General features: G+C 61.8%; 17 protein-coding genes and 1 pseudogene. 9 read left to right on the forward strand and 9 right to left on the reverse strand.

The genetic code is table 11. From position 1 onward, the window contains the following. Positions 1-14: 14 nt before the first annotated feature. The 4 genes from F8A10_RS13475 to F8A10_RS13490 all read left to right on the forward strand — a co-directional run bounded on the left by F8A10_RS13475 (position 15) and on the right by F8A10_RS13490 (position 6,934). On the forward strand, positions 15-1,169 hold the full coding sequence (locus F8A10_RS13475) for an FIST signal transduction protein (RefSeq protein WP_152367573.1): 1,155 nt from the start codon (positions 15-17) through the stop codon (positions 1,167-1,169). After that, positions 1,169-3,373 (forward strand): hybrid sensor histidine kinase/response regulator, encoded by a 2,205-nt coding sequence (locus F8A10_RS13480; protein WP_010394416.1) that lies wholly within the window; start codon positions 1,169-1,171, stop codon positions 3,371-3,373. The genes F8A10_RS13475 and F8A10_RS13480 overlap by 1 nt, the downstream gene beginning before the upstream one ends. Positions 3,374-3,780: 407 nt before the next feature. Next, the gene (locus F8A10_RS13485) at positions 3,781-4,785 is read left to right on the forward strand and encodes a TAXI family TRAP transporter solute-binding subunit (protein WP_010394413.1); all 1,005 of its coding nucleotides are present in this window, start codon (positions 3,781-3,783) and stop codon (positions 4,783-4,785) included. Positions 4,786-4,870: 85 nt separating this feature from the next. Beyond that, positions 4,871-6,934 (forward strand): TRAP transporter permease, encoded by a 2,064-nt coding sequence (locus F8A10_RS13490; protein ID WP_152367574.1) that lies wholly within the window; start codon positions 4,871-4,873, stop codon positions 6,932-6,934. Positions 6,935-6,994: 60 nt separating this feature from the next. On the opposite strand, the gene F8A10_RS13495 is transcribed toward F8A10_RS13490, so the two are convergent. Beyond that, a complete protein-coding gene (locus tag F8A10_RS13495; RefSeq protein ID WP_152367575.1) occupies positions 6,995-8,032 on the reverse strand; it encodes an aldo/keto reductase in 1,038 nt (345 codons plus the stop codon). Between the two features lie 175 nt (positions 8,033-8,207). Between F8A10_RS13495 and F8A10_RS13500 the strand changes: the two genes are divergently transcribed. Beyond that, positions 8,208-9,110 (forward strand): AraC family transcriptional regulator, encoded by a 903-nt coding sequence (locus F8A10_RS13500; protein ID WP_152367576.1) that lies wholly within the window; start codon positions 8,208-8,210, stop codon positions 9,108-9,110. Here F8A10_RS13500 and F8A10_RS13505 read toward each other — a convergent pair. The 5 genes and pseudogenes from F8A10_RS13505 to F8A10_RS13525 form a co-directional block, all read right to left on the reverse strand. Further along, on the reverse strand, positions 9,047-9,667 hold the full coding sequence (locus F8A10_RS13505; RefSeq protein WP_237701489.1) for a FadR/GntR family transcriptional regulator: 621 nt from the start codon (positions 9,665-9,667) through the stop codon (positions 9,047-9,049). The genes F8A10_RS13500 and F8A10_RS13505 overlap by 64 nt on opposite strands. A 272-nt stretch (positions 9,668-9,939) precedes the next feature. Next, positions 9,940-10,245, reverse strand: a pseudogene (locus F8A10_RS21915) (nucleotide-binding domain containing protein); the annotation flags it as partial. 139 nt (positions 10,246-10,384) lie between these two features. Then, complete coding sequence (locus F8A10_RS13515; RefSeq protein ID WP_152367577.1) at positions 10,385-11,164, reverse strand: carnitinyl-CoA dehydratase; 780 nt, start codon at positions 11,162-11,164, stop codon at positions 10,385-10,387. Continuing rightward, positions 11,161-13,194, reverse strand: a complete 2,034-nt coding sequence (locus F8A10_RS13520) for an acetate--CoA ligase family protein (protein WP_152367578.1) — start codon at positions 13,192-13,194, stop codon at positions 11,161-11,163. Before F8A10_RS13520 ends, F8A10_RS13515 begins: the two co-directional genes overlap by 4 nt. After that, positions 13,194-14,354 (reverse strand): acyl-CoA dehydrogenase family protein, encoded by a 1,161-nt coding sequence (locus F8A10_RS13525; protein WP_010394402.1) that lies wholly within the window; start codon positions 14,352-14,354, stop codon positions 13,194-13,196. Before F8A10_RS13525 ends, F8A10_RS13520 begins: the two co-directional genes overlap by 1 nt. 76 nt (positions 14,355-14,430) lie before the next feature. Here F8A10_RS13525 and F8A10_RS13530 point away from each other — a divergent pair, with 76 nt between their 5' ends. Beyond that, positions 14,431-15,390 (forward strand): GlxA family transcriptional regulator, encoded by a 960-nt coding sequence (locus F8A10_RS13530; protein WP_010394399.1) that lies wholly within the window; start codon positions 14,431-14,433, stop codon positions 15,388-15,390. Positions 15,391-15,456: 66 nt separating this feature from the next. Here F8A10_RS13530 and F8A10_RS13535 read toward each other — a convergent pair whose 3' ends face one another. Then, the gene (locus tag F8A10_RS13535; protein WP_010394396.1) at positions 15,457-16,362 is read right to left on the reverse strand and encodes a MurR/RpiR family transcriptional regulator; all 906 of its coding nucleotides are present in this window, start codon (positions 16,360-16,362) and stop codon (positions 15,457-15,459) included. A 151-nt stretch (positions 16,363-16,513) separates the two neighbouring features. Here F8A10_RS13535 and F8A10_RS13540 point away from each other — a divergent pair. The 3 genes from F8A10_RS13540 to F8A10_RS13550 all read left to right on the forward strand — a co-directional run bounded on the left by F8A10_RS13540 (position 16,514) and on the right by F8A10_RS13550 (position 19,210). Then, positions 16,514-17,295, forward strand: a protein-coding gene (locus F8A10_RS13540; RefSeq protein WP_152367113.1) for an IS5-like element ISPko5 family transposase whose coding sequence is annotated in 2 segments (ribosomal slippage) — positions 16,514-16,844 and positions 16,844-17,295 — 783 coding nt in all. Because the reading frame shifts where the segments join, the coding sequence is not laid out codon by codon here. 6 nt (positions 17,296-17,301) lie between these two features. After that, positions 17,302-18,702, forward strand: a complete 1,401-nt coding sequence (locus tag F8A10_RS13545; protein WP_152367579.1) for a Mu transposase C-terminal domain-containing protein — start codon at positions 17,302-17,304, stop codon at positions 18,700-18,702. Beyond that, positions 18,629-19,210, forward strand: coding sequence for an ATP-binding protein (locus F8A10_RS13550; protein ID WP_152367580.1), 582 nt, complete (start codon positions 18,629-18,631; stop codon positions 19,208-19,210). Before F8A10_RS13545 ends, F8A10_RS13550 begins: the two co-directional genes overlap by 74 nt. A gap of 1 nt (position 19,211) precedes the next feature. Here the strand turns inward: F8A10_RS13550 and F8A10_RS13555 are convergent. Continuing rightward, positions 19,212-19,993, reverse strand: a protein-coding gene (locus F8A10_RS13555) for an IS5-like element ISPko5 family transposase (protein ID WP_152367113.1) whose coding sequence is annotated in 2 segments (ribosomal slippage) — positions 19,212-19,663 and positions 19,663-19,993 — 783 coding nt in all. Because the reading frame shifts where the segments join, the coding sequence is not laid out codon by codon here. A 244-nt stretch (positions 19,994-20,237) separates the two neighbouring features. Beyond that, the gene (locus F8A10_RS13565) at positions 20,238-22,370 is read right to left on the reverse strand and encodes a heavy metal translocating P-type ATPase (protein ID WP_152367581.1); all 2,133 of its coding nucleotides are present in this window, start codon (positions 22,368-22,370) and stop codon (positions 20,238-20,240) included. Between the last annotated feature and the right edge of the window lie 122 nt (positions 22,371-22,492).

Raw genomic sequence — 22,492 nt, forward strand, 5'->3', positions numbered from 1 at the left:
GAAAGGAGGCCGGGGTGGGCGCAGCGCAGGATTGCATCGCGCGCGCCAGTGCGCCGGCCCGGGATACCGATGTGACCGGGCGACTGGCGCGGGATCTTGGGCCGGGGCCATTTGCGCTGGTCATGCTGTTTGTCTCACCCCAGGCCGATATCGCGCGCATCGCCGCCGAGACAGCCGCTCAACTGCCTGCCACCCATGTCGTCGGCTGCACCACCGCGGGCGAAATCTCTGAGGCTGGCTATGACGAAGGCGCGGTGCTGGCGCTGGGGTTTCCTGCCGATCTTTTCGCGGCCGAAGTGCTTGAGCTGACTGATCTGGACCACCTGTCGCGCAGCGCGGCTGCGGCGGCTTTCTTGCAGCTGCGCCATGACCTTGCCAACAGCCATGCGCATCTGCCCCATGAATTCGCGGTGCTGCTTGTCGATGGGCTGTCGCTGCGCGAGGACGATCTTGCCTCGGCGCTGGCGGCAGGCTCGGGCAGTGTGCCGCTGATCGGCGGATCGGCAGGCGACGGGCTGCGCTTTCAGGAAACGCTGGTCATTCATCGCGGCCGGGCGCTGCGTAATGCGGCGGTCCTGTCGGTGCTGCGCGGACTATGCCCGGTCCGCGCGCTGAACATGGACCACCTGAACCCCACCGAAAGGCGCATGGTGGTCACACAGGCAGATCCTGCCGCCCGCATCGTGCAGCGCATCAACGCCGAACCGGCAGCGCAGGAATATGCCCGCATTCTTGGCAAGGATCCTGAGCTAATCGACTACCTGACCTTTGCTTCGCATCCGCTCGCCGTGCGGGTCGGGGGCCGTTACCATGTGCGGGCGGTGCAACGGGTGCTGCCCTCGGGCGATCTGCTGTTCTTTTCAGCCATTGCGGCGGGCGTGGTGCTGGCGCTGACCGAACCCGATGACCTGCCCACGCATCTTGACCGGAAATTGTCGCAGCTTGCCGCGCCGGTGCCGCCGGTGGCGGTCCTTGGCTTTGACTGCGTGCTGCGCCGGATCGAGGCTGAACACAAACAGCGCGGCGCTGCCGTATCGGATGTGCTGCGCCGTCATCGCGTCTGGGGCTTTTCCACCTATGGTGAGCAATTTGGCCCGCTGCACGTCAACCACACCCTGACCGGCTGCGCGATCTATCCGCCCGGGACCCGGCTTACAGGGGTGGACTGATGGCAGGACGCATCTCTGACTGGCTGATCGACCGCGACGATGAGGCCGGGCACAACCTCGAAAAGCTGCTGATCATCGCCGAGGCGCTGATGCGCCATTCCGAAGAGCGCCGGGACGAAAACAGCGCGGCCTTCGAGGAGTTCCGCCGCGCCGCCCTTCTGGAAGAGCGCGTCCGCCAGCGCACCCGCGACCTTGAGGCAACGCTTGAACGGCTGAACGCCGCCAATGCGACTGCCGAACGCGCCCGCCGCGACCTGTCACAGGCAATCGAGGCCATCGAGGAAGGCTTTGCCCTTTTCGATCCCGAGGATCGGCTGGTCCTTTGCAACAGCCGTTTCTGCGCCGACCTTACCGAGGTTCATCAGGCGCTGGCGCCGGGCATCAGTTTTGCGACCTATGTCCGCCATCTTGGTCGTTCCCGTCAGGTCCTGCTGCCCGAAGGGACCACCCCCGACACCTGGATCGCCCAACGGCTGCAACTGCACGGCCAATCACAGCACTTCAACATTGGCCTGACCGGAGACCGCTGGATTCAGGTCAGCGAACAGCGCACCTCTGACGGGGGCACGGTGGTCCTGCATACCGATGTGACCCGCATCATCCGTACCGAGCGGATCGAGCATGGCAAGCTGCTGGACAGTCAGGCGCGGATGATCCGCGCGACCCTGGAACACATCAATCAGGGTGTCGGCATCTTTGACGCCTATGGGGCACTGATCGGCTGGAACCAGCGGTTGGCGGACCTGCTGGAGATCCCGGCGGCGCTGATGCATCGCGGGCTCAGCTTTGAGCGGCTGACGGTGCGGACGCTTTATCAGGCCCGCTTTAACGAGGGGTTCTCGGCCTCGCAGCTGCGTGACTGGGTACGGATGCGCGCGCCCCGCCCACCGCTGTCGTTTGAGCTGTGGCATGCCTCGGGCGTCATTCTGGACGTCCATGGCCGCGAGATGCCCGAACGCGGCTTTGTCATGTCCTTTACCGATGTCACGCGCGAACGGCTGGCGATCCATTCGATGTTGCGCGCCAAGGCCACGCTAGAGGCCCGCGTGACCGCCCGGACCGAGGAACTGGCCGCAGCACTTGCCAATGCCGAACGTGCCAATTCTGCCCGGGTACGCTTTGTCGCGGCGGCAAGCCATGACCTGCTGCAGCCGCTGTCGGCTGCCAAACTGTTCGTTGCCTCGGCCCGCGACGATGCCGGAGACAGCGCCCTGCGAGGCACTTTGGAAAAGGCGCATAACGCGCTGCTTAGCGTCGAGGGGATTCTTAGCGCGCTTCTGGACCTGTCGCGGCTGGAATCCGGCGGCACCGAGATCGAGATCGCGCCCCTGTCGATGAAGCTGCTGCTGGCGCAGCTGACCGACGAATTTGCCCCGCTTGCTGCGGCAAAGGGGCTGCGGCTGCGCATCATGCCATGCCGGCTGGCCGTGCAAAGCGACGCGACCTATCTGCGGCGCATCCTGCAAAATCTGATCGGCAATGCCATCCGCTATACGGTTTCGGGCCGGGTGCTGGTCGGTGCGCGCCGTCGGGGCGACCATCTGCGGATCGAGGTCCACGACACCGGCCCCGGCATCGCCCCGGAACATCAGCAGGCGATCTTTCGCGAATTCCACCGCGTCGAGGGCACGGCGTCGGCGGCACAGGGCATGGGGCTGGGCCTTGCCATCGTCGAACGCGCCTGCGCGCTGCTGGATCACCGGCTTGAGCTGCATTCGGTGCCCGGACGCGGCACCCTGTTTTCAGTCGAACTGCCGGTGGCCCATGACCTGCCTTCGATCGACAGCCAGACCTCGGCCCCCTCGCCCTTGCCCGAGACCGGCATGGGCCGCATCGTGCTGCTGGTTGAAAATGACGAGGACCTGCGCAGCGCCATCACCCAATTGCTCGAACGGCGCGGCGTCGAGGTGGTCGAAGCCAGCAGCGGCTCGGAGGCGTTAACGCTTATCGAAGAGATGGGCGTCATCCCCGACATCTATCTGCTGGATCAACAACTGGGCGAAGGCCCAAGCGGTGTTGAGACGGCGCAGGCACTACACCGCCGTTTCGGCAGCCGTCCGACCCGGATCATTACCGCAGACCGCAGCCCCGAGACCCGGCGCGCAGCAGGCCGGGCAGGGCTACAGATCCTGTTCAAACCCATCGCCCCAGAGGCACTTGAGGCCTTCGTCTTTCAGGCCGACGATGCACCGCTCGCCTCGTGAACGGCGTCGGCCGGGCTAAGGACGGCAGGACAGCTGCCTCCCCCACTCCCGCCATTCGACAGAGATCTGACCGGATCAACCTCGAATCAGCACTTCTGCGAAATAAAACCCCACGGTCAAGACAACCAATGGGAGATTCCACCACTTTCCCGTCGAACAGCGCCCCAAACAAGCCGCCCGGTTTCGAGGTCTTGTTGTCGTGCCCGGGCCACCTCGGGCGTCCCTGCTAACCAGCGGTGGTTGCAACTGAAAATCCTGCTGCCGCGACGGTCTGTCAGCACGCGCGCCCGCTAAAACCACCCGTTGGAACGTCACGCCATTTCCGATCTGCCCGGCATGAATGGTTGTCACTTCACGTGACTGTGGACTAGCTTGTTCAGAACAGTCTGGAAAACAGGGATCTCGACATGAAGCTCAAGACATTGTTCGCGGCCGTAGCCATCGCCGCAGCCTCCTTTGGTCAGGCCGCTATGGCACAGGAAATGTCGTTCTTCCGTATCGGCACGGGCGGCACCGCCGGCACCTATTACCCGATCGGCGGCCTGATCGCGAACGCGATCTCCAGCCCGCCCGGCTCACGCGCCTGCGAAGACGGCGGCTCCTGCGGTGTGCCGGGTCTGGTTGCAACCGCCGTGGCCTCGAACGGATCGGTGGGCAATGTGAACGCCATCAACGGCGGCGCGATGGAGGCCGGCTTCAGCCAATCCGACGTCGCCTACTGGGCCCAGACCGGCACCGGCCTTTGGGAAGGCCAGCCGGCCGTCGAAAAGCTGCGCCTGATCGCCAACCTCTATCCCGAAAGCATCCACCTTGTCGCGCGTGCCGATGCGGGTATCGCTTCGGTCGCCGACCTGAAGGGCAAGCGCGTTTCGCTGGACGAGCCCGGCTCGGGCACGCTGGTCGATGCCAAGATCATCCTTGAGGCCTTTGGCCTGTCCGAGGCCGATGTTAAGCCGGAATACCTCAAGCCTGATCAGGCCGCTGACCGGATGCGCGACGGCGCGATGGATGCCTTCTTCTTTGTTGGCGGCTACCCGGCGGGCGCGATCGCCGAGCTGGCCAGCCAGCATGAGGTGACGCTGGTTCCGATCACCGGCCCCGAGGTCGAAAAGCTGCTCAGCACCTATACCTTCTTTGCCACCGACACGGTGCCGGCCGGCACTTATGAAGGCCAGGCGGCCGATGTCACCACGCTTTCGGTCGGGGCGCAGCTGGTCACCAACGCCGACCAGCCCGAAGAGCTGATCTATGGCATCACCAAGGCGCTTTACAACGAAAACACCCAGAAACTGTTTGCCGCTGGCCACGCCAAGGGCAAGCTGATCACCCTGGACAGCGCCACCCAGGGCGCCGGTATCCCCTTCCACCCGGGTGCCGAGCGTTTCTACAAGGAAGCTGGCAAGCTGCAGTAAGCTTGCCCCGCCAGAAACTCGTCAAGGACGCGACCGGTTCCCGGTCCGCGTCCTTTGGACCTGAACCGAACGGCAGAAACACCGCATGACCGAAACCACACGCACACTTTCCGACGACGAGCTACGCGCGCTTGAGGAAGAGTACGATCCCGAGGCGCGCTTCCGCACAGTGACGCGTCCGGTCGCCATCCTGTCAGGGATCATCCTGTTCCTGCTTTCGGTTTACCACTTCTATACAGCCGGCTTTGGCATCCCGCGCGCGACCACCCATCGCGGGCTGCATATGGGCGTGTCGCTGTTCATCATCTTTCTCAGCTTTTCGGCACTGGCGCGCAACCGCCACAAGACCGACGGTTTCGCCATCCTTGGCGTGCCGGTCTATGACTGGGCACTGGCCATCGGCGGCGCGATCAGCGCCTTTTACGTGCCGTGGATCTATTCGCAGCTGCAGTTCCGTGTCGGCAACCCGCTGCCCATCGACATCGCCATGGGCACGCTGCTGCTTGTCGTGTTGATGGAGGCAGTCCGCCGTTCGATGGGCTGGCCCTTGCCGGTGATCGCGGCGCTGTTCATCGCCTATGCTTATTTCGGCAAGTCGATGCCGGGGATTCTGGTCCATCCTGGGGCGGACTGGTCGACCATCGTCAACCACCTTTACCTGACCTCGCAAGGGATCTATGGCACCGCGCTTGGCGTCATCGCGACCTATGTGTTCCACTTCGTCCTGTTCGGGGTGATGGCGCAAAAGATCGGGCTGGGACAGTTGTTCATCGACCTTGCGACCGCACTGGCCGGACGGTTTGCAGGCGGGCCGGCCAAGGTCTCGGTTATTTCTTCGGCCATGCTCGGGACGATCTCGGGTTCGTCGATCGCCAATACCGTGACGACCGGCGCGCTGACCATCCCGGCGATGATCAAAATCGGCTTCAAGCGCCACTTCGCTGCGGCCGTCGAGGCGGCATCCTCGACCGGGGGGCAAATCACACCGCCGGTCATGGGCGCAGTGGCCTTCCTGATGGTCGAATATCTGGGCATTCCGCTGCGCACCATCCTGATCGCGGCGATCGTCCCGGCCTTTATGCATTTCTTTGGCGTGCTGGTTCAGGTCCACCTTGAGGCCAAACGTCTGGGCATTCGCGGCCTGCGCCAGGAGGAACTGCCCAAAGCCTGGAAAGTCCTGCGCGAAGGCTGGCTGTCGGTATTCCCGCTGATCCTGCTGGTGTGGATGCTGATGTCGGGTCGCACGCCCTTTCTGTCGGCCTTCTGGGCGATCACTGCCTGTATGATCGTCTATCTGATCCAGCGGATCATGGCCGCAGGCGCGGTCGAAGGCATCAAGGAAACCGCCGCCGGCATCTATGAAGGCTTTGTCGCCGGTGCACGTCAATCGCTGGCCGTCACCGCCGCCGCCGCACTGGTCGGCGTGGTGATCGGGATCGTCACCCTGACCGGAGTCGGCTTCAAGATCGCCTTCATGGTGACGAGCGTGGCGCAGAACTGGGCGGCCTCGTCTCACGATTTTCTGACCTTCCTGCCGTTCGAGCTGTTCAGCATCCAGACGCTGACGCTGCTTTTCACCCTGGTGATGACCGCAATCGTCTGTGTGCTGATGGGCTGCGGCGTGCCGACAACAGCAAACTACATCATCATGGTTGCTGTCGCCGCGCCGGTGCTGGGAATGATGAATGTCGAGCCGCTGGTTGCACATTTCTTTGTCTTCTACTTCGGTGTGCTTGCGGATGTGACGCCACCTGTCGCGCTTGCCGCCTATGCGGGCGCCGGGATCGCGGGGGCCAACGGCTTCAAGGCCGGGAACACGGCTTTCCGGCTGTCGATGGGCAAGGCACTTGTGCCCTTCGTCTTTGTCTTCTCGCCCTCGCTGCTGATTGTTACACAGGCCTTTACCTTGCCCGACTTTCTGCTGGCCTTTGCTGGCGCGGTACTGGGCATCGTGGCGCTGTCGGCAGCGATCACCAACTGGCTCATCGGCCCGCTGCTGTTGTTCGAGCGGATCCTTCTGCCCATCGCCGCGCTTATGATGATTGCGCCCGAACTGATCTCGACCCTGATCGGGGCGGCGATCCTTGCCGCAGTGGTGCTGCGGCAGTATCTCGCCGGCAAATCGGGTCCAACTCTGCTGACCGCATAAGAAAAGCCGGGCCCCGCGATCCTGCGGGGCCCGGTGTTCATCCAGCCTGAAAACCAAGGCTCAGCCCTTTTGCCCGGCATGCGGCGCGCGGTATTCGGCCTGACGCTCCAGCATCCAGCCCGGATATTCGGCGGGCAGTTTGGTCACCGCATCCAGCGCCGCCAGATCCTCGGCCGACAGACTGACCTCGGTCGAGCGGATATTGTCCTGCAATTGCTCGATCCGCTTGGCTCCCACGATGACGCTGGTCACGACCGGCTGATGCAGCAGCCATGCCAGCGCCACCTGCGCCACCGTGCAGCCCTTGGCCAAGGCGATCTCGCGCATGACAGCGATAGCGGCATCGCCACGCTCAAGGTCGACGGGCGGGAAGTCAAAGATCGCCCGGCGCCCCTGATCCGCAGCACTGCCGCCGCTGTATTTGCCCGACAGAAAACCGCCTGCAAGCGGGCTCCAGACCATCAGGCCGATGCCTTCTGTTTTCAGCATCGGCACGATCTCGCGTTCCAGATCGCGGCCAACGAGGGTGTAATAAGCCTGCAGCGACAGGATCGGGGCAAGCTTGCGTGCCTCGGTGATCCCGACTGCCCTGACCACCTGCCATGCCGCCCAGTTCGACAGCCCGATATAGCGCACATGCCCCTGCCGGACGAGCGTATCAAGCGCCTCAAGCGTCTCGGTCATCGGGGTCAGCGGGTCAAAGCCGTGGATCTGGTAAAGGTCGATATGATCCGTCTCAAGCCGCTTCAGGCTTGCCCTGGCCTGCGCCATGATATGGGCGCGCGATGCCCCGCGGGCGTTCGGCCCCTCGCCCATCGGGCCCAGCACCTTGGTCGCAATCACCACATCATCCCGGGGGATGCCAAGGTTGCGAATGGCTTGGCCAAGGATGCGTTCGCTTTCCCCGCCTGCATAAACATTGGCGGTGTCGATAAAGTTGATGCCGGCGTCCAGTGCCGCCCTGACCAATAGGTCGGCCTCGTCCTGACGCAACTGGCCGATCTGACCCCACATCCCCTCGGAGCCACCAAAGGTCATGGTGCCGAGGCATAGTTCAGAAACCAGCAGGCCGCTTGGGCCAAGGGTACGGTAGCGCATGGGGTGTTCCTTCATATCGGATGGTGTTCCGGGGCCAGAAGGCACCGGATCAGGGCCAAGATAGACCCGGCAGGCCGCGGAACTGCACGCCGATCCTCGCAAATCCTTGCACGATCCTCTCACCGGAGCATATTTTCAGCTGCCGATCCCGCGCGCAGGCTCTAGATTAAAGATCATGGAAAACGACGCCCTCGCCCCGCTCAGGGATCTGATCGCCCGCCAGTTTCGGGCCAATGGTCGCGAAACCCCCATTGACGGGCTGGTTCTGACCTCGGTCACCACACCGACCGGGCCGATCCACGCCGTCTATCGCCCCTCGCTTTGCGTGGTGGTCCAGGGCTCAAAGACCAGCATGCTGGGCGAGCACGCCTATCGCTATGATGCCGGGAAGTGCCTGATCGCATCAATGGAGGTCCCGATCCGGGCCGAGATCACCGGCGCATCCCCCGACCGCCCCTATCTGGCTTTCAGCCTGGCGCTTGACCCTGCGACGATCTCTGATCTGCTGCTGGCACTGGGGCCGGGCAAAGACACCGCTGCCGCCCCCATCGCTTTGGCGGTACATGCGCTGGAACCCGCGCTGATCGACCCGCTGTGCCGGTTGCTTGCTCTGTGCGACCGGCCGCGCGACCTGCCGATCCTGTCGCCGCTGATCCAGCGCGAGATTACCTGGCTGCTGCTGAATGGGCCGATGGGGCGGGCGCTGCGCCAGGTCGGGCTTGCCGGCAGTCCAATGGCGCGGATCGCCCGGGCCATCGCCTGTATACGCGACAGCTTTGCCGATCAGTTAAGCATCCGCAAACTGGCCGATGTGGCGGGGATGAGTCCCGCAACCTTTCACCGCCATTTCAAGGCGGTGACAACGATGACGCCAGTGCAGTATCAAAAGCAGCTGCGCCTGCAAGAGGCGCGACGTCTGCTTTTGTCGGGCGACGCAGATGTGGCGCGGATCGGTTATGCGATTGGCTATGAAAGTCCCTCGCAGTTCAGCCGGGAATATCGCCGCCTGTTCGGTCAGCCCCCCGGCCGCGACGGGCAAGAGATCCGCCGCGTGCTGACCCCGCAGATTGGCGCCTGACCAGCCGCAGCCTGCTGCAAATCAGGGCCTTGTTCGTGCAAGCTCACGGGCAGATCGCCATTCCCTGCAACAATGACCGGCCTGCGCTTTGTAAACAACCCGTCGCGCGAATGCTCAAGATGAGTTTGCATCAGGTCATGTGCGAGGACTGAATCGCCCGTGCGTATCGCATCTGAGATCGCCGCATGTTCCTTGAACACCTGCGCCAGCCCCCGGACCTCACGCACGACAGTGGCGCCGTGAAAGCGCATGCCGACGGCGATATGATCCCTGAGCGCCTCCATCGCGATCGAGAAATAGGTGTTCTCGGAGGCAATCGCGATCGCAAGATGGAACTGAAAATCAGCATCCTCGCGATGGTGTTGGCGGTTGGTCACATCACGCATCAGGCCAAGGGCCACGTCGATGCGCTCCAGCGCCGCCAGATCACGACGCTCGGCCGCACAGGCGGCAGCCGCGGGTTCCAGCGTCAGGCGGAATTCATAGCAGCTGAGCAGATCCGAGACATTCTCAAGCGGCCCAAAGCCCAACGGCTGCTTCAGCCCGATGGTGCGCACGAAACTACCCGTGCCCTGACGCGAATAGATCAGCCCGCGCTCGCGCAGCTTTCGCAGCGCATCGCGGACAACTGGGCGAGAGACCTCGAATCGGCTGCAAGGTCATGTTCGGTCGGCAGTCGTTCGTCAGGGTGGTAGGAGCCTGATTTGATCGCCCGTTCCATACGTTCGAACACGATCTCGCTCAGCGATCTCCTTGCCCTTTTTCCCGGTTCCGCCATTCGGTTTCGCCCTTGAAAGATCTCTGGCAGCGTGACGCGGGTATCCGCTTCGCCGAAACCGCCAGATATAACGATAATGCTGATTTCCTCCATATTGGCCAGAGGCAACCCCGGCAGACATTCCCCCGCAAGCTGCAACGCGGAAATGCCTGTATGGGCCAGGGCCGCCCTGGCCGTCGCCCCGCCCGAGAAAAGCAGCGCCTGCCGGTCAGAAGTCAGCCAGCGATGGATGCCTTGCGCAAGCGCAGCGGGCCACCTGCTGCCCGGATATCTACCCGTCCCCGGCACCGTCGGCACCAGCACATGCGATCGCGGGGCGGTTCCGACGCCCTGTCTGGTCACTGACCCCAAAGCCATGGAACGCAATATGGGCTGTGCCGCCGCGCCTGTTTGCAAGAAACCCCGGTAGGCAGGGTTGGGACAAGCCCACACAATGTGTCAGCGGGAGGAACGCGCGCCTGACCACTGGGGAACACTGGCCGGTGCCCGGTACACCTTAGCGCCCTTTCCAGACCGGATCCCGTTTCTCGACAAAGGCGCGCGCCCCTTCGAACTGATCTTCAGAACTGTAAAGCCGCTCGACTGTTTCAAACTGGCTCCTGGTGATCCGGTTCATCGCGTCCTGAAACTTCATGTTCTCGGCCTCGCGAACAATCTCCTTGATCGCGGCAAAGACCAGCGGAGGCCCAGAGGCCAGCTCATCGGCAAGCCTGCGCGCCTCGGCCATCAGATCTTCGGCGCGGGTGATACGGTTGATCAGGCCCCAGCCAAGCGCCTCTTTCGCGTCAAACCATCGTCCGGTCAGCAAAAGCTCCATCGCGATATGATAGGGAATGCGCTTGGGCAGCTTGATCGACGCCGCATCCGCGACCGTCCCCGAGCGGATTTCAGGCAAGGCAAAGGTCGCGTGTCCGGCAGCAATGATGATGTCCCCTGACAAAGCAAGCTCAAGCCCACCGCCGCAGCAGATCCCGTTTACGGCGATGATGACCGGCTTGTTCAGGCCACGCAGCTCTTGCAACCCGCCAAAACCGCCGACCCCGTAATCTCCGTCAACCGGGTCCCCGGCGGCGGCGGCTTTCAGGTCCCAGCCGGCGGAAAAGAATTTCTCACCGGCCGCTGTCAGGATCGCGACGCGCAGATCGGGGTTGTCGCGAAACCCGGCAAAGACACGGCCCATCTCGCGGCTGGTCGCAAGGTCGATGGCATTCGCCTTGGGCCTTGCCAGCGTGACCTCAAGGATATGGCCACGGATTTCGGTCAGAACTGCGCTCATTGCTTCCCCCTTCGGATCAATGCGTCCACCGCAACGGCATCACCCGTGCGGCAGATCAGTGGGTTAATCTCGGCCTCGATCAGACCGGACGTTGCGCGAACATATGATTGCAGCGCCATCACCGCCGCGATGATCGAACCAATGTTGGCGCCCTGCCCGCCGCGCCAACCTTCGAGCAGCGGCCAGATACGCAGCCTATGCAGTGCCCCCTCGACCTCCTCGGCACTGACCGGCAGCAGCAGCGAGACGCTGTCCTGCAACAGCTCTGTCAGGACACCGCCTGCCCCCAGCGTCAGCATCCAGCCATGCGGGCGGTCGCGGGTGATGCCAATAATCAGCTCGGCCACCGCACCGGTGACCATTTCCTCGACCAGATAAGAGGCCGCGTTGATACGCGTCGCTGCCTCTTGCACGTCCTCCGCTGAGCGCAGGTTGATGGCGACCGCGCCAGCCTCGGTCTTATGCGCGAACCCCTCACCCTTCAGCACGACCGGAAAGCCCAGTTCCCGAGCAACCGAAACCGCCTCATGTGCCCCATTCACCCGGCAGGAAACGGGCGTGCGGATACCATGGGCGGCAAGCTGAGCCTTGGCCTCTGCCTCGGGCAGCAGTTCTTCTGCGACGGGATCGGGACCGGGGTCCCACAAAGGGTCGGGGGCGTTGCGCAATGAAGGCAAGGCAGCCGCCGCAATCGCCTCCATCGCCTCGGGGATGCCACAAAGTGGTACGATATTATGCGCCAAACAGCACAACGCCACCTCTTCGGACATGGTGTCGGGGATGCTTGAAATCAGGGCCAGCGGCAGATCAGGCGCCCGGCTGCCGTGGCGGCTGGCCGCAAAAGCCCCCAGCACCCGGTCCCATTCCTGCGTCGCACAGCGATCCGGACGCGGAAAATCCAACACCACGCAGGACATGGCCAGCTCTGGATCGGCCATGGCGCGAAAGCAATCGGTCAACGCGTCGCTGTCGCCCCAGATGTAGGTGTTGTAGTCCAGCGGATTTGACAAGGCGACCCTGGGGCCAAGCGCCTGCCCCAGCGTCCGGCGCTGTTCGGGACCAAGGGGCGGAAACTCGACCCCGGCCGCCAGTCCGGCATCCGCAATCAGACTTGCCTCGCCGCCCGAACAGGACATCGAGGCGATCCGCGCACCGGACAAAGATCCAGCAACGTGAAAGATTTTCAGCGTCTCAAGCAGCGCCGACAGGCTGCTGACCTGCGAAATACCAAGCCGCCCAAGCAACGCCCGCCCCGCCGCATCCGACCCGGCCAGCGAGGCAGTATGCGACACCGTTGCCACACGCGCCTGTTCCGAGGCACCGACCTTCAGGGCGACGATCCGCTTGCCAAGCCGCCTTGCCGTCGCGGCCATAGCCTCGAAAGCGGTAAGGTTGCCGATCCCCTCGATATGCAGGCCAAGTGCAGTGACACGCGGGTCACGCAACAGCGCCTCGCCGACCTCGGGCAGGCCGGTCCGGGCCTGATTGCCCACAGTCACGACATAGCCCACCGGAACCCCGCGCCGCTGCATGGTCAGGTTGATGGCGATGTTCGAGCTTTGCGTGATGATCGCCACGCCGCGATCAATCCGCACCGCACCGTGCTGGTCGGGCCAAAGCGCCGCGCCATCCAGCGCATTGATGAAACCATAGCAGTTCGGCCCCAGAAACGGCATCTCTGCTGCCGCCGCGATCAGCCGCTGTTGCAGATCAGCGCCGTCCGGCAACTCGGCGGCGGCCTCTGAAAAGCCGGCGGCAAAGCAGACGGCCCCGCCCGCCTTCATCTGTGCCAATGCGGCGACAACCGGGATCGTTGCCTCGCGGTTCACGCCGACAAAGGCAGCGTCAGGTGGGAACGGCAAGCTTTGCACGCTGGGGTAGGCCTTGACGCCCTCGATCTGGTCCCTTGACGGATGAACCGGCCAGATCGGACCCGTAAAGCCGATCTTGCGGCATTCGCGGACGATATTGGCACACCATGACCCGCCGCCCACCACGGCGATGCTTTGTGGTCTGAGCAACCGTTCCATCACGCGCCCATAGGACGAAAAAGATCGCGGCTGATGATGTGGCGCTGGATTTCGGAAGTGCCGTCCCAGATCCGTTCGACCCGCGCATCGCGCCAGAAACGCTCGATGGGGAAATCGTCCATCAGCCCCATGCCGCCAAAGATCTGTAACGTCCTGTCCGTGACCCTGGCCAGCATTTCAGAGGCATAAAGCTTGGCGCTCGCTATCTCGCGGTTCGCAGGCAGCCCCTGATCCAGACGCCACGCCGCCGCAAGGGTCAGCCAATCAGCCGCGTCGATCTCGGTGATCATATCGGCAATCTGAAAGCTGACACCCTGAAATTTCGCAATCGGCTGACCAAACTGTCTGCGCTCGGCCGCGTAGTTCAGGGCATAGTCAAAACAACGACGCGCCCGGCCGACACAAAAGGCCGCGACCGTCAATCTTGTGGCGTAAAGCCATTCATTCATGACCCTGAAGCCGCCATCCACCTCACCCAGCACCTGCTCTTTCGGCAGGCGGCAGCTGTCGAAATAAAGCGTGTAATTCTTGTAGCCGCGATGTGAGACAGAGTTATATCCGTCACGGACCTCAAACCCCGGAGTGCCACGGTCCACAAGAAAGCAGGTGATCCGCTTTTTTGGTCCGTACGGGGAATCGTCGACGCCCGTGGCGACAAAAACGATGAAGAAATCGGCATGTTCAGCGCCAGAGATGAAATGCTTTGAGCCGTTGACGATCCAGTCATCACCGCTGCGGACCGCCTGACATTTCATGCCACGAACATCAGAGCCCGCATCAGGTTCGGTCATGGCCAACGCATCCATTTTCTCACCGCGCACGGCGGGGAAAAGGTAGCGTTCGCGCTGATCTCCGACGCAAGCCATCAGGATATTCTGGGGGCGCCCGAAAAAATGCGTCAGCGCCATCGAACCTCGGCCCAGTTCCCGCTCGACCAAGGTGATATCGACATGGGAAAGCCCTGCGCCTCCGACCTCTTCAGGAAAGTTGCAGGCGTAAAAGCCCAGGTCGCGAACCTTTTGCTTTAAAGACTCGGCAACTTCGCGCGGGACCGTTCCGCTGCGCTCAACCAGCTGTTCATGCGGGTAGATTTCGTTTTCAACAAAGTCCCGGACCGTTTTCACGATCATGTCCTGTTCCTGAGTCAGTGCGAAATCCATGGCCTTCTCCCTTGCCGATGCCCCCTGACTATGTAACGGCTCGGCAAGCAAGATCATGCAAAGTAGGTTTATTTTCATGCAGAAATGGCAGGAGGCGAAAATAATTCGGCGAGTCGATGTCCTGCTGTTCGACAGGTTCTCGAACCATTGCCTGGCCAATACGATCGAACCCTTGCGCGCGGCGAATGATCTGGCCGGGGAAAGGCTGTATACGTGGCGTTTTCTCAGCATGACGGGTGCGCAGGTCACCTCTTCCAGCGGATTGCCGGTGATGCCCGAGGCGGGGCTGACCCAGGACGATGGCGCAGACTATCTGATCGTGATGCCCAGCTATGATTTCCGCCAGCACGCGACAGGCAAGGTGGCGCGCGCGCTCCGGGCTGCGGCAGGTAAATATGCAAAGCTGATCGGCATGGATACAGGTGCCTGGTTACTTGCCGCGGCCGGGCTGCTGGATGGACGCCGCGCCACCATTCACTGGGATGAGCTTGATGCCCTTGCCGAGCAGTTTCCGAATGTCGAGGTGTTCACCGACCGGTTTGTCGCGGATGGGAACTGCATTACCTGCGGCGGCGTGACGACAGCTTTCGACCTGATCCTGTCCCTTATCCGCGAACATCATGGACCGATGCTGTCAATCGAGGTTGCCAGCATGTTCATGCATGGCATCAGAAACGACCTCAGGGATATCCGGCCTTTGGACAGCCAGCTTGTCAACGATGCCATCTCTCTGATGCGCAGAGAGATTGAATATCCGCTACGAATACCCGAGATCGCCGGGCGACTTCGGATCAGCCGAAAAAAACTGGAAGAGCTTTTTCTGGAACACACCGGCTCCACCCCGCAATCCATCTACAAATCCCTGCGGCTGCGTGAGGCGCGAAGACTGGCGCAAAGTTCCGGTTTCAGCATAGCCGAGATCGCCACACGCTGCGGCTATGCCGATCCCTCTGCGCTGACACGGGCATTTCAGATCGAATATGGCCATCCGCCAAGTTTTTACCGGGGGCATAGAGGCGGCACAGGTCAGGCCTGACGCATCAGCCAACCTTGTCCTGTGGCAAAGCAGCAAACTCTATTCGCTCTCGGATGACGACGCCGATTATTCCGGCCCATCACTCTTTGCCCCCTTGGATGACTGACGTCGCTTTGGGGCGGTATAATAAGTGTTCAGCTCTGACAGATGCCGGTCGGCATTTTCCAATGCAGCCAATGCACCCTCACGGTTGCGATTGGCCAAAAGCCCGCAAAGCACCTCGGACACGGCCAGCGCAGGGGCAAGAGTGTGAAAAAAGGTCGGGCTTTCCGTAGGGCAAAGGATCACTTCATCTGCCATGGCAGCCAAAGGGGAAACCTCGCTGTCGGTAATCGCCACCATGCCCAGCCCTTTGTCGCGGGCCATGCGCGCCAGCTCAAGCGAATAGCGCGCATAAGGGTTGATCGACACCGCCAGCAGCACATCCTGCGGTCCGGCCCCCATCAGCCCGTCACCGACCGTCCCCGCAGGCCCGTCCAGATGCACGCTGTGCTCTCCCAGCAGCGTCATCACATAATGGAAATGCCATGCAACCAGATGACAAGAGCGCAGCCCCAGCACATAGATGCGGCGGGCCTCGCCAAGACGTGCGGCGGCTGCCTCCAAGCGGCTTACGGCCCCCGGCTCGGTCAGCCGCGCAATCTGCACCGAGAGGCTTTGCAGCATCTGCACGGCCAGCCCGTCTTGGCTTACGCTCGCCCGTTGCTGCTGGGCAGCGAAACCATCAATGCGCTGCCGGATGGCGCGGGCATGATGGGCACGGATGTCGTCATAACCATCCAGACCCAGAAACTTGGCCAGCCGGGTCATGGTCGAGGGCTGCACCCCCGCACTGCGCGCCAGCTGCCGCATTGAGACCAGCGCCACCTCATCTGGATGTTCAAGAATATAGCGCGCGGCCTGCTGCAACTGCGACGGCATTCCATCAAACGCGGCAATGAGTTGAGCCCGCAGGGCGTCTTGATGAGACATTCGTTCCAAGCCTTTGGGTCATGTGCCGTCAGAATTGGTAAAAAACGTGCAAAGTGCAACGTAAAAGCTCAGATTCCGATGCTAGGTTGTGTTGACAAAAAGGATTCCCCTGCGCGTCTGGCTGTGATTCAAGATCATCTCTACGTGGGAGGTGACCTTGGCACGCAATCTGATGTCCGACGACGAATGGGCATTCTTTGAGGGCTTCATCCGAGCCGTCCGGCATCCGAACGGGCGCAAGCCTGCGGACCATCGACTTGTTCTGGATGGCATTTTCTGGGTCGCGCGGACCGGTGCGCCCTGGCGGGACCTGCCAGAGGAGTTTGGCAAGTGGTCATCTGTCTACCGGCAGTTCCGGCGCTGGACGCTCGCCGGGCTGTGGGAGGACATCCTGGATGCCTTGAACCACGCGAAGCTCGCGCCCGACAAGCTCCAGATGATCGACAGCACTGTGATCAGGGCCCACCACCATGCGGCCGGCGCAAAAGGGGGACTCCGAAAGAGGCTCTTGGCCGTTCAAGAGGTGGGTTCTCGACCAAGATCCATCTCCGCGTCAACGGCGCTGGCCTCCCGATAAGGACCGAGATCACGCCCGGGCAGGATTCAGACTACACGGGCTATGATCTGGTGATGGCCGACAACCTTCCGCAGCCCGCCGTGTTGGTCGCCGACAGGGGCTATGACTCTGATAAAATTAGAGAAGACATCGAGAGCCGTAACGCGCTGCCCATGATCCCCATGCGAAAGAACCGCAAGGTGCGCAAGGTCGTCGACATGACCATCTACACCTTGCGCAACATGGTCGAGCGTTGTTTCAACAAGCTCAAGAACAGTCGCCGCCTGGCAACACGCTACGACAAAACCGCAGACAGTTTCCTCGGCTTCATCGACATCGCCTGCATCAGGCTCTGGCTTCGCCATTTGTCAACATGACCTAATATGACCCACCCAGCGTTCTCATCGTCGCTGGCGGTTGAACGCTTTCGCGCCATCGAGCCGCATCTGAATGACGGTGTTACGCTTACGGCATTGGCGCATGCCAGCGTCGCAAGTGAGCGGACGTTGCAAAGGTGGCTGAGCTGCTACCGTACCAAAGGGCTGGCCGGTCTCGAACGTCGACCACGCAGCGATCAAGGCAGACTGCATATGCCTGATCACCTGACTGCGGTAATTCACGAGCTAGCTCTCAAGCGGCCCCGTCCTCCGGTCAGCGCTATTCATCGAAAGGTCGCGGCGCTCGCCGTCGCCGAAGGACATCGGGCGCCCAGCTACTCGTCAGTCGCTCGCGTCGTTCGCGATGTGCCCGAAAGCCGGATCGCAGCAGCAACCAACCCGGCTGCATACCGAGACCATCATGAACTGGTGTATCGTCGGGAGGCGAGCGTCTCCAACGAGATGTGGCAGGCCGACCATACGGTTCTCGACATCCTTGTTTTGGATCAGGCCGGAAATCCGGTTCGCCCGTGGTTGAGCGTGGTGCTCGACGACTTCAGTCGGGCCGTCGCAGGCTATTTCATCAGCCTGGCTGCGCCGTGCGCGCTAAACACCGCTTTGGCACTGCGTCATGCTATCTGGCGTAAAGCTGATCCCCAATGGATCGTCAGTGGCATCCCAGAACAGCTTTATGTCGATAACGGCTCGGATTTCGTCTCCGAACATATCGAGCAAGCCTGCATGGCACTCAAGATTCGTCTTACTCACTCCTTGCCGGGAAGGCCACGCGGGCGCGGCAAGATAGAGCGGGTGTTTCGCACCATCAACGACATGTTTCTGCCCGACCTTCCTGGCCACGTGATCCGAGGCAAGCCATTGTCGGAGCCGGCCTTCTCGCTGGATGAACTTCGTGCCAGCTTCGAGTCATTCGTCTGCCGCGTTTACCATGCCCGTTCACACGGAAGCACAGGCGAAGCGCCCGTCGTTCGTTGGCAGAAGGGGGGCTTTCTGCCGGTGATGCCCGACAGCATCGAACAGCTCGACATGCTGCTGGTGCATGTCCCCAAGTCACGCAAGGTGCTGCGCGACGGCATTCGCCTACTTGGTCGCCGATACGTGGAGCCCACACTGGCGGCCTTTGTCGGTGAAAATGTCGAAGTGCTCTACGATCCGCGAGATCTCACTGAAGTGCATGTCTACCATGAGGGCCATTTCATCTGTCGTGCCCTGAGCCCCGATCATTTAGCCGCGCCATCGCTGCGCGAGATCCAACATGCGCGGCGCAACGCGAAAAGACGTGATATCGGCGCGCTCACCGACATGGAGGCTGCCGATGGCGACCAAGCGGGTCCGGCTCCCCGAACCACCACCGTCCGAGGGCTCCGGCTCTACGCCACTGACGATTGAGTTTCCGACCGAGCAGCCGTTCCTGCCAACCCGAGAACACTCACGCTTCGTGGAGTTCGCAGAGGCTTGCTCGCGCTATCGCTATATTGGCGTATGTCACGGTCGTCCTGGCGTAGGCAAAACGCGATCGGCACGCGAGTTTGCCAGTTTCCCGAACCTGCAAAGCTATGGTGTTCTTGGATCGCTAGCACCTTCACTGGTGGCGGAAATTTCAAAGTGCCAAGCCATTTTCTATACGGTGACGGTCAGCAACACACCCAAGACGATCGATGCGGTGCTGGGCACCAACCTGACCAAGATGGGGTACGCCAGACTAACGATTTCCGCTGGTTCGTCGGAAAATGCCAACTATGAAGCTGCCCGCCGCGCATGTCCTCTCGTGATCATTGACGAAGCCGACCGGCTGACCATCAAGTCGCTCGAACACCTGCGCGATTTAAGCGATCAGAACGGCTTTGGGCTGGTCCTGATGGGCATGCCGGGCCTTGAGAAGCGCCTGGCCCGCTAGGTCATGTTGACAAATGGCGAAGCCAGAGCCTGATGCAGGCGATGTCGATGAAGCCGAGGAAACTGTCTGCGGTTTTGTCGTAGCGTGTTGCCAGGCGGCGACTGTTCTTGAGCTTGTTGAAACAACGCTCGACCATGTTGCGCAAGGTGTAGATGGTCATGTCGACGACCTTGCGCACCTTGCGGTTCTTTCGCATGGGGATCATGGGCAGCGCGTTACGGCTCTCGATGTCTTCTCTAATTTTATCAGAGTCATAGCCCCTGTCGGCGACCAACACGGCGGGCTGCGGAAGGTTGTCGGCCATCACCAGATCATAGCCCGTGTAGTCTGAATCCTGCCCGGGCGTGATCTCGGTCCTTATCGGGAGGCCAGCGCCGTTGACGCGGAGATGGATCTTGGTCGAGAACCCACCTCTTGAACGGCCAAGAGCCTCTTTCGGAGTCCCCCTTTTGCGCCGGCCGCATGGTGGTGGGCCCTGATCACAGTGCTGTCGATCATCTGGAGCTTGTCGGGCGCGAGCTTCGCGTGGTTCAAGGCATCCAGGATGTCCTCCCACAGCCCGGCGAGCGTCCAGCGCCGGAACTGCCGGTAGACAGATGACCACTTGCCAAACTCCTCTGGCAGGTCCCGCCAGGGCGCACCGGTCCGCGCGACCCAGAAAATGCCATCCAGAACAAGTCGATGGTCCGCAGGCTTGCGCCCGTTCGGATGCCGGACGGCTCGGATGAAGCCCTCAAAGAATGCCCATTCGTCGTCGGACATCAGATTGCGTGCCAAGGTCACCTCCCACGTAGAGATGATCTTGAATCACAGCCAGACGCGCAGGGGAATCCTTTTTGTCAACACAACCTAATCCTCCCACAATGGCTGCCTGGGCCGTATTGATCGCAAGCACCCATGCGAGCGCCCATTGTTCGCTCTTCTCGGATGAAGTGGTACTGCCCTTGGACTGATTACTCATAAATTACACCTCGGCTTTCTTGGCAAGAAGTGGAAGCCGCGACCTGCCTTCGCGCACTGCTTAAGCTCATTTGTCGCGGGTGCCGCGCCAGGTCAGCAGGCGCAGCGCATTGGCCGTAACGAGGACCGTAGCGCCCGTATCGGCGAGGATCGCCATCCAGAGCGTGGTAATGCCGAATAGAGTCGTCACGAGGAAGACGGCCTTCAGACCAAGCGCTATGGCGATATTTTGCCAAATATTGCCGAGTGTCGCCTGTGACAACCCGATGAGATCGGCAACACCCGTCACCCGGTTTCTGAGCAGCGCGGCATCTGCGGTCTCCAGAGCAACGTCGGTGCCTGCACCCATGGCAACGCCAACGGAAGCGGCTGCGAGCGCCGGCGCGTCATTGATACCGTCTCCCACCATGGCGATCGGGCCATTAGCTTTGAGGCGACCGATCTCGGCAAGTTTGGCGTCGGGCAACAATTCGGCGCTTGCCTCAAGGCCAAGATGGGCCGCAATGGCGTCGGCCGTGCGCTTGTTGTCGCCGGTCAGCATCAGTGGCCGCACACCTCGATCTGTCAGTCGCTTCACACCTTCGATAGCGTCGTCGCGCGGTTCGTCGCGCAACGCGATCAATCCCTCGATGGTCTTGCCCTTTATAAGCACGACGACTGTCTTGCCCTGGCTCTCCAGTGTGGTGATCGTCTCGGCGATATTCTCTTCGAGGGCAGCCTGTTCGGCGGCATGACGAGGAGACCCGACCGAAGCGAAGCCGTCCTTCAACCGCGCTGTGACCGCTTTGCCGGGTGTGGCAACGCCGCCCCCGAAGGTGACGGGCAGTTCGAGCCCCCGCACCTTTGCCGCCTCCACGATTGCAACCCCGAGAGGATGGCTGGTGCTGCGCTCGACGGCCGCTGCAATGGCAAGGACGGAGTTCTCGTCCCCAATGATCGGCACAATGTCCGTCACCTGGGGATGGCCACGCGTCAGGGTTCCTGTCTTGTCGAAGGCAACAGTTACGACCTTACCGAGTATTTCCAGTGCCGCGCCCCCCTTGATCAGCAATCCCTGACGCGCGCCGGCGGCAAGACCCGAGGCAATAGCCGCCGGCGTGGAAATCACGAGCGCGCAGGGACAAGCAATCAGCAACGTCGCAAGACCCCGATATACCCATGTCATCCAGTCACCGCCGAAGGCGAGCGGCGGCACCACAACGATGAGAGCCGCGACGACCATAGCGCCCGGCGTATACCAGCGGCTGAAACGGTCGATCATACGCGCCGTTGGGGCCTTTGATTCCTGAGCTTCCTCGACCATGTGGATGATGCGGGCAATGGTATTGTCGGCCGCGACATGGCTGATCGACACCCGCAACTCGCCATTTGCATTGATGCTGCCGGCATAGACGTTTGCGCCGGCTTCTTTCAGCACGGGCATGGATTCGCCTGTCACGGGTGCCTCATCGACCTCAGATGCACCGTCAATCACCGTGCCGTCAGACGGCACACGGTCCCCAGGCCGAACAACGACGACATCACCAATGGCCAACTCTTCGGCAGCGACCTGCTCAATGACACCATCACGCTCGCGGAACGCGACCCGGGGCACGAGATCGATCAGCGCTTCAATACCTGCCCGCGCACGGCCTGCCGCCACGGTTTCAAGCAGTTCGCCCACTGCGAACAGAAAGATCACGACAGCAGCCTCTTCGGCCTCGCCAATGGCGACCGCGCCGAGTGCCGCGACTGTCATCAACGTTTCGATAGTGAAGGGCGAGCCGGACATCGCACCGGCGACCGCCCGCCTCGCGAACGGGATAACGCTGATCAGGGCCGCACCTGAATAGAGCCATTGCCCCCAATCCGGCAGGATACGCGCAATGGCGAAGGCAAGCATGAAAAGTGCGCCGGTCAGCAGTACAAGCCGACCCTTGCTGCCTTTCCACCACGCCTCTGTGATGCGCTTCCGAGGCGGACCCGCCTTCGTCTCAGCCTGCTCGATCACTGGCGTGTAGCCGAGCGCTCGGATCTTTTGCTCAATAGTGCCGAGGGCCGTCCGGTCTTCATCGAGTTGCAATGCTAGCGTCTCGTTGGCGTAGCTGACATTGATGTCGCTAACGCCCGGCAGGCGTTGCATCGCCGTCTCGATTTTCAATGCGCACGAGGCGCAGTCCATGCCTTCTATACGCAGTCTGTAAGGGCTCGCTGCCGTCATGGTGTCACCTCGACCATTGATGTGACACCCCAGATAGACCCTGTAGCAACTACAGGGTCAAGAGCCGACCCTGTTTATTCGTTTTTGCGCGGCAATCCGTGCGAATTCGCCGCACAGCTTCA

Origin of the sequence: Paracoccus kondratievae (assembly GCF_009301415.1) — a bacterium.
Taxonomy (GTDB): Bacteria; Pseudomonadota; Alphaproteobacteria; order Rhodobacterales; family Rhodobacteraceae; genus Paracoccus; species Paracoccus kondratievae.